Here is a 7583-nt window from a genome sequence, read left to right as displayed (position 1 = left end):
TGGTCAAGACCTCCGTCACGGTAGCCGCCGAACAGGTACAGGCCCTGCGGTCGATCAAGACCATCGTGACCGAACTCAATGCCAAGCTGAAGGCCGCGGGCAGCGCCAAACTCAAGCCGGCGCAGGAGCTTCCCCTGCTCAAAGCGGTCGCCGCCGCCGTCGAGGCGGTATACGACAAGGTCACCGCGATCGCCGACCTCAACGAGGACATGGCCAACGGCGGCGGGAAGGGCAACTCCGGCGGCGGAGGCCAATCCAGCGGGGGCGGCGCGGCCGGCGGCGGCAGTGGCGGCGGCGGCGACGGTGGGTTGTCATCGCTGTTGCCGATGCTCGCGATGCTGCCGATGGCGGCTATGCCGCTGGTCTCACAGATCCCCGAGATGCTGCAAAAGGCCGAAGAGGACAAGGCCGAAAAGGCCGAGCAGAACCAGAACAAGGGCCAGCCGGTCCAGGCACCGCCGCCAGGCGACCAGCCCGCGGGGCCGCCGCCAGGCGATCCGAACGCGCAACCGGCCGGTGCGCAACCGGCCGCCACGGAGCCCGGCGGCGTCACCGCGGCCCCGGCGGCGAATACCGCGCCGCCCGCCGAACAGGATGGTGCTCCGGCCACCACGGTGGCGCCCGGCGTGATCCCGGTTCGGCGGTCCAGGGACGTGTCCTCGGCCGATCGGCCGGCCGGCGGGACCACTCAGGATGCCGCGGCCGAGGAAGAGCCGGATCAGGAAGCCAGTTCCGTCATCGACGCCTAGGGCCTGTGCCGAAGTGTGGCGAGGGGTGGGACCGCTGGGCGGTGCCACCCCTCAGCACATTCGGCGAAAGGGTTGTCCGCGTTTGCGGGCGGGTCAGATCACCGGTCGACAACGAGCGCGAGCCTCGATCCCGTCATTCCGGTGAATGAAGTCCTTCAGGGACTCGGGGCTTTCCTGCGAATCTTTCGCTCGGCCGTCGTCGTCCGCTCGACGGTCATCGAGCGCACAGCGATGCAGCTTGCCTGCACAACGCCGACGGCACCGGCAGTCTCATACTGCCGACCCTTGTCTCCCTACCGCGTGGCCTTTCGCAGCGATTGTCGGTTCATCCCGTAAGCGCGTTGTCTCGGCACGCGGTCAGGCCGCAACACGATGAAGGCGCCGGTGTCCGCGTCGCGGCACGGCGGAAAGAATCCACTGTGCCGCGGCACGGATCATCGAAAAAGGCTACGAACGCGCCGTTTTCACGACCGCTCCGGTGGCGCCACCGGCGGCGGTGTCGAGGGCGCCACCACGACGGTGGGCGGCGGCCCTCCGGCGACATCCGGTGCGGCGACCGCCGGAGCCGTCGCAGGCCGGGCGACCCGCTCGGGCGCCACGGTGGTGGACACGGGCGCCGGTGTCGAGACGAATTGCGGGTGCAGCGTGATCTGTTCGTGTGCGTAGACGGCGTCACGCAGTGTCTGCCTGCTCGGCTCGTCCGCCAGCAACAGCACCAATTCGTTGCAGCGGCGTTCGAAGACCATGCTGCGCAACGGGGAGACTCCGGCGTCCAGCCGCAGCTGCCCGATTTCCACCCGGCCCACGTCGACCCGCTGCCCGAGCATCGAGGCCGCCAGTAGATCGTCGGCGTCGCGCAGTTCGTCCCACAGTTCGCGCGGCACCGGCCGCCCGGCCTGGACCTCGGCCAGAATCCGTTCCCGGACCCGGCGCGAGGTGGCGGCTTCGGCGGGTACCGATCCGGAGCGCCCGACCTGGCCGTGGGCATCCGCGGCGAGCTCCACACAGCGCGCGAGGACCTGCGCGTCGGGTACCGACGCGACCTGTTCCAGGCCCGCGATCGAACCGGTGAGGCCGAGCCGGTCGGCCGTGTCCGGGGTGAATTCGCGCAGGTCGACGTCGTAGGACGGACCGACGAGCCCTTCCATCGCCGCGTCGGCGAAGCGGGAGCGCAAACCGGGGTCGATCGGTCCGGACGATACGAGCGCCGACAATTGCGCGTTGGCCTTCGCGCCCCAGGCCAGACCGAATTCCGCCAGCACCCGGGCCGGGTCGGTGACCCCCTCCCACGGCGAGCCACTGCCGTCGTCGGCGGTGAGCAACTCGTCCCAGTTCCACGGGGTGGAGACCTCACGCGGCAAGTACAGCCCGGCCGGCAACCAGCCACGGCCTTCGTTCGACGTGATGAAGACGCCCGTTCCCCCCGGTCCGCGCAACACCGCCACCGACCAGGCCATGCCCACCGGCGAATCCACGGCGGCGAGCACACTGCCGAGCAGCGTCCTGGCCAGGACCAGGTCGTCGTTCACCTGGCTGCCCACCACGTACGCGGGTTCGGCTTCCTTGTCCTTCGCCGAGGCGACGGCCGCGGCGAACGGGCTCGCGACCGGCACCGGCATGGGCGGCAGGTCCGGCCGGCCCGTCGCGCCGCTGGGCGGCTGCGTGGCGCCGCGGTCGTCCGGAGCCGCGTTGAGCGGTCCGACACCGGTCGTCGGCATGCCCGTCGACGTGGGCGCCGTGACGCCGGGGCTGGACGGCGCACCTGCTGCGGTCGTTCCCGGCGCGTTCGGCGTGCCGGTGCCGTTGGTACCCACCGGTTCCGTCGGAGCGGCGGTCGCGCCGGGCACACCGGTACTCGTCGGCGACGCTCCGTTCGGACCGCCGGGCGAGGTGCCGAGCGGGTTGTTCTGGGTGCCGTCGGGGCCGGCCGAAGTGGGCGTGGTTCCCGCAGAGGTAGGCCCCGCCTGCACCGGACCGTCGGGCCCGACAGCTACCGGTGGCGTCGGGCCGCCCGGACCGAACGGATCGGTCGAGGCCGGAACGGGCATCGTCGGGGACGGTTGATCCGTGACGCCGCCCACCTGCCGGATGTGCGAGGCGAAGTCCTCGTCGGACTGCTCGTAGGCGTCCGCGGACGCACGCAGCGAGTCGGCGGTGCGGTCGTGTTCGCTGGCCAGCGCCTCGCCCGCCCGCTGCCTGGCGTCGTAGTACCGCTCCAGGGCTTCGTACACCGGATAGGCGATCTTGCCGTAGGTGGGCAGGAAGTTCGCGAGCCAGTCCGCCGGGGGTTTGGCCCATTCCCTGGTGTCACGCGCGACCCGGTCGTGTTGGTCGGCCAGCTGACGCAAAACCGCAGGGTCGATTTCCATGCTGTTCGGCATGCTCGATCAGATCCTTTCCCACCACACGTCTCCCATATTGTCGATCCTTCCCAGGAGTGGGAGCGCAGGCCTTTCCGGTCAACGACCAGGGCCCGCCGTGATGGTCGGACGGCGAACCGGACCGGCGGCCGGGGTGGGAGCCGGTGCGACGAAAGCGGGGTGGCCCACGATCTGCGCGTGCGCGTACATCGCGTCGCGCAGATTCTGGCGCGTAGCGGCCTCGGCCAGCAGCAGCACGAGCTCATCGCAGCGCCGCTCGAAAACCATGGCGCGCAAGCCGTTCAGCTCCGACGCGTACCGGCCGTCGGACTGGTCGGCGCGCAACTCGCCCAGCCCGACCCTGGACACATCCGCGCGCCGCGACAGCATCGTCGCGGTGAGCAGGTCGTCGGCGTCCCGGAGCTCCTCCCACCACTCCTGCGGCACCTCGCGACGCTGTCGCAACGCCGTGAGGATCCGCTCGCGCGCCGCGGGCGCCCCCAGCGCGGCCGGCGAACCCAGCCCGGCCTGCTGGAGACGAAGGTGCGCGTCCGAGGCCAACTCCCACCGTCGCGTACCGATCTCCGCCTCGGGCACGGTTCCCGCTCGCTTGACCAGGGCGGGAGCCCCGACCAGCTCGAGACGGTCGACCAGACTCGGCCGCGGCGCGCTGAAGTCCATCGCCGCGGAGGCGGCCACCGAGCCTTCGATCGGGACCTCGCCCAACTGTCGCCGCAACTCGGCGTCGATCTCCTCCGACGAGACGACGGCGGTCAGCCGAGCACCGGACTTCCGTCCCCAGGCGATGGCGAACTCCGCCAGCACACGCGCGGGGTCGGCGACCCCCTCCCACGCCGCGTCGGAAACGTCCCAGACCCACGGAGTCGACATCTCACGCGGCAGGTGGAGCCCCGCGGGCATCCAGCCGCGGCCCTCGTTCGAGGTGACGAACGCGCTGATGCCGCTCTGATGGCGCATCACCGAGACCGCCCAGCCGAGTCCGAGGACCGCGTCGCCGCCCGCGGCCAGGATGCCGCCGAGCAGGGTACGGGCCAGCACCAAGTCGCCGTCCACCCGCTCACCCAGGACGAAAGCCGGGGCGGCGGCCGAGGTCATGGCCGCGCCCACTACGTTGCGGATCGTTTCGTCGCTGCCGTCGGCCTCGGCCTTCTCGGCCTTCTCGGGGTCCGCCCGCTGCTCGCCCCGCTCCGGGGGCGGCGCCTTGACGGCTCCGGCGGAACCGGGCGGCGGTCCCGAACTCACCGCCGTGATCTTGGGCGCGACGGCGGGTCCGCGGGTTTCGCCGGGGGCCGCGGTTTGCTTGGCCTGCACCTGCGGCGGGCCCGAGCCCGCCTGCGCCGCCGGAGCGGAAACCGCCGGTCCGGCCGGATTGACCGAGGCGGCCGGAGCCTGCGGCGTGAGAGCGGGCGGAGGCGTGACGACGGGAGGCGGAAGGATGTAGGGCACCGCGGCGGTCGGGTCCGTCATCGGCGCGGAGGAAGTCGCATACCGTTCGACCCTGGTCGCGTCGTTCGATTCCGCCGCCGAAGTGGTCGTCGGCCGGTCCTGGCTCACGGACTCGGTTCGATCGGACGAGGCATCCGGATCGCTTCCCACCGGACCACGTTCGTCCGGCTCTCGTTCTTCCGAGACGGGCGCTCCCCGATGGTCGTCGTCCGCTCGGACATCCGGGTCCGAAGTCACCGGCTCGGTATCCGTCACCGGTGCACGGGGCCCGCTGCTCACGCCGGGTATGCCCGGTCCGTCTTGGGGCGCCGCGCCGGGCGTATTGCCGACGGGAACGGTCGTCGGCCCAACGGGTGCGTTCTGGCCGGGGTCCGTGCCGGTCGACGGCGGACTGGACGAAGTGTCCTGCGCAGGAATCTGATTCGGAGGTTCGCCGAGGTCGTCGCCGGGCAGGAGCGGGCCGGTCGGGTCGACGACCGGATCGTCGGCCCCGACCTGTGGCGGCACCGAGACCGGAACATTGTCCGGTCTGTGCGTGTCCTTCGGCCCGTCCTGACGCGGGTTGCCGGAGTGGTCGGCCGCGGGCCGGTGCTGTCCATGATCGTCCGGACCGTTGTGCCCGGGAGACCACGGTCCCGGCTGTCCCAGCGCGTCGGCGATCGCGGCCAGACTGGGTAGGCCGTGCGGGCTGATCGAATTCAGCGCGGCCCTGACCACGTCCTCCACCGCGTCCCGCGCAGCGGCGATCATGCCGGGGATGCGGCTGCGGATGGCCTGGGCGTCGGATTCGTCGTCCTCGGCCGCGGCCGCGCGTTTGGTCCGGTCGACCTGCGCGGTGGTCTCCTCGACGATGTCCAGGATCTTGTTGCGGGTCCGGTACACCAGGTCGGAGAAGTCCCGGAAGGTGTCGGCGGCGGCCTCCAGCGCGTCGGCGAACGCCTGCGGGTTGGCCCGCTGCCGCAGCATGTCGTCCTTGACCGGTTGCAGACCGGCGCTGGAACGGGCCCGCTCGTCGAAGTCGCGGCGTTTGCTGTCGGCGTCGAGCAGGTCCAGCGCCGCCGCGCCGTCACGCGCGCGACGTTCCAGCGCGCTCCAGTCCCCCGGTGAGATCACCGGCCAGTTGTCGCCGACGATCGCGTCCCAGTACGGACTGTTGCGCTCCGGTTCCATCAGCGAATCAGATGGATTGGGTGCGACGGTGCACGACGGCGGCGCCTTCGCGATCGGCGTCGCCATGGGTGTAGGAGACCTGCGTGATGAATTCGGTCGTCGCGTCCACTCGACGGCCGTTGGCCCCCACCGCGCGATCGAAAGGAGGCTTGATCCACTTCCGCATGCACGCCACCAGCTGCCGATCGAGGTCCGATTCGGGTCGGCGAGGCGGAACGAAACCAGCGGTGACCCGCTCGACTTGGCTGCCGACCGTCGTCATCGCGGTCCGGAACTTCCGCGCGGCGGCGACCACCTCGTGCGGTTCGTCGGTATCGAATTTGTCGGTCATGTCGCTGTCCTGTCTCGCCGTTGCGGCGGTCGGCACTCAGGTGTCGCGTCGGAACTCCGCTTCCTCCATGGCGCGGTAGGAAGCCTCGGTCGGGAGATCGAACGAGTCGATCGTGTAGGGACGGGTGCCCTTGTACTCCATCTCAGCCCGCAGGCCCACGCGCGACTTCGCGTGTGCCAGCCGCGCGAGCCGCACGATCTGGGACGCCAACCACTCGTCGCCGTTGTCGCGCGCTTCGTCGGTGATGTACAGACCGATGATCTCCCCGTCCCGGTCACACCCGACGCCGACGGTGTGATCGGGGTTGAACACCTCATAGGTCAGGTTCCGCCAGTCCGGTGGCGGGGTGTCGACTTCCTCGTCGTCGAAGTCGTCCACATCGATCGAGTGCATGTCGGTCATCGGCTGCTCTCCGAGAATCGTTCGCCGGATGGGGGATTGAAAGGATTGTCGACGTCGTCGACCGCGGATTCCAGGCGCGCTGCCAGCACGGACCAAGCCGCGTCCTCGATGCGCATCACTTGGCGCAACTGCCAGAACCGGGCGCCGAGATACATCTCGCCGGTGCCGTCCGGCGCGACGTCCAGATGGTCGGGACCTTCCGTGGTCGCGTTCAAAGTCACCGCGGTGACCGGCGGCCGGCTGTCGTCCACGTTGACCAGGGTCGCGCCGCCGCCCGGGATGAAACTCTGCCGCAGCCGCGCACTGGCGCCGATCGCGACGTCGGCGCTGTTGGTGGTGATGGTGACCTCGGGATTCAGCAACAGCTGCAGCACCCAGGAACGCGCCGCCTGCGCGGGACGGTCGGCATTGATCGCGATCGTGAGGGTGGCCGCCAGGTCGATCACGAGAACCGAATCCGTGGTCGTGACTCCGACGACCACCAGTCGCCTCGCGGTGCCCACCGGGTACGGCAGATCGTCGGCGGCCAGCGACACCACGTCCGCCCCGACGCCGCCGCCGGTCGCGGGGTGCGCGGACACCGTCCCGGTGGCGATGTCGATCGTGTACGCGACGATCGTCTCCGAGATGCCGTCCGCCACCCCGGCCAGCCGGACCAGCCCCTCGTCGTGCAGCCACCGCACCGTGTCCGCGACGGTGACCTCCGGGGCGGGCTCGGTCATCCGCTCTGCCCGGAAACGAAGGCGGTGGGCTGGATCTCCTCGACGGGAGTCTCCATGACGCTCTGATACTGCCGCGCGGCGTCGGCGGTGCTCTCCCGGATCGCGGACATGATCTCGGCGACCAGTTCGGGGCAGGTCAGCCGTGCGGCGGTACCCGGAGCCAGATACAGATCGGTCAGCCTGCCCATGGCGTCGACCTCCGGGATGACCGCGCCGCTCGGCGAGGGCCTGCGAGCGCGGATGTTGTCGATCTTCTCCCGCATCTCGGCGATGCGATGCCGCAGATCGCGCGCGGCGTCCAAGGCCGCCTGCACATCCGGGTGGATGGCACTCACGACTCCACCTCGCTGCGCTCACTCATGCGTTACCTCCGGGTTGGGTC

General features: G+C 70.6%; 6 protein-coding genes and 1 pseudogene. 1 reads left to right on the top strand and 6 read right to left on the bottom strand.

Features of this window, described 5'->3' with window-relative positions; genetic code table 11:
- Positions 1–749: pseudogene (locus tag ON27_RS30120) on the top strand (hypothetical protein); the annotation flags it as partial.
- Between the two features lie 464 nt (positions 750–1213).
- Here the strand turns inward: ON27_RS30120 and ON27_RS30115 are convergent.
- From ON27_RS30115 to ON27_RS30090, 6 genes are all read right to left on the bottom strand, one after another.
- Entirely contained in the window at positions 1214–3130 is a 1917-nt protein-coding gene (locus ON27_RS30115; protein ID WP_043735283.1) for a type VII secretion target, read from the bottom strand.
- A gap of 78 nt (positions 3131–3208) precedes the next feature.
- Positions 3209–5746: a hypothetical protein gene (locus ON27_RS30110; protein WP_043735280.1), complete on the bottom strand. Its 2538-nt coding sequence runs from the start codon at positions 5744–5746 to the stop codon at positions 3209–3211.
- A gap of 7 nt (positions 5747–5753) precedes the next feature.
- Positions 5754–6077 carry a hypothetical protein gene (locus tag ON27_RS30105; protein WP_157227416.1) on the bottom strand — a complete coding sequence of 108 codons (324 nt, stop codon included), beginning with the start codon at positions 6075–6077 and terminating at the stop codon, positions 5754–5756.
- A gap of 36 nt (positions 6078–6113) precedes the next feature.
- Positions 6114–6479 (bottom strand): hypothetical protein, encoded by a 366-nt coding sequence (locus tag ON27_RS30100; RefSeq protein WP_043735275.1) that lies wholly within the window; start codon positions 6477–6479, stop codon positions 6114–6116.
- The gene (locus ON27_RS30095; RefSeq protein WP_063711393.1) at positions 6476–7201 is read right to left on the bottom strand and encodes a hypothetical protein; all 726 of its coding nucleotides are present in this window, start codon (positions 7199–7201) and stop codon (positions 6476–6478) included. Before ON27_RS30095 ends, ON27_RS30100 begins: the two co-directional genes overlap by 4 nt.
- Positions 7198–7536, bottom strand: a complete 339-nt coding sequence (locus ON27_RS30090; RefSeq protein WP_043735273.1) for a YbaB/EbfC family nucleoid-associated protein — start codon at positions 7534–7536, stop codon at positions 7198–7200. Before ON27_RS30090 ends, ON27_RS30095 begins: the two co-directional genes overlap by 4 nt.
- Between the last annotated feature and the right edge of the window lie 47 nt (positions 7537–7583).

The organism is Nocardia asiatica NBRC 100129, assembly GCF_000308415.1.
GTDB lineage: Bacteria > Actinomycetota > Actinomycetes > Mycobacteriales > Mycobacteriaceae > Nocardia > Nocardia asiatica.
The sequence above is the reverse complement of the archived record's forward strand: the minus strand, read 5'-3'. Positions and strand labels throughout refer to the sequence as shown.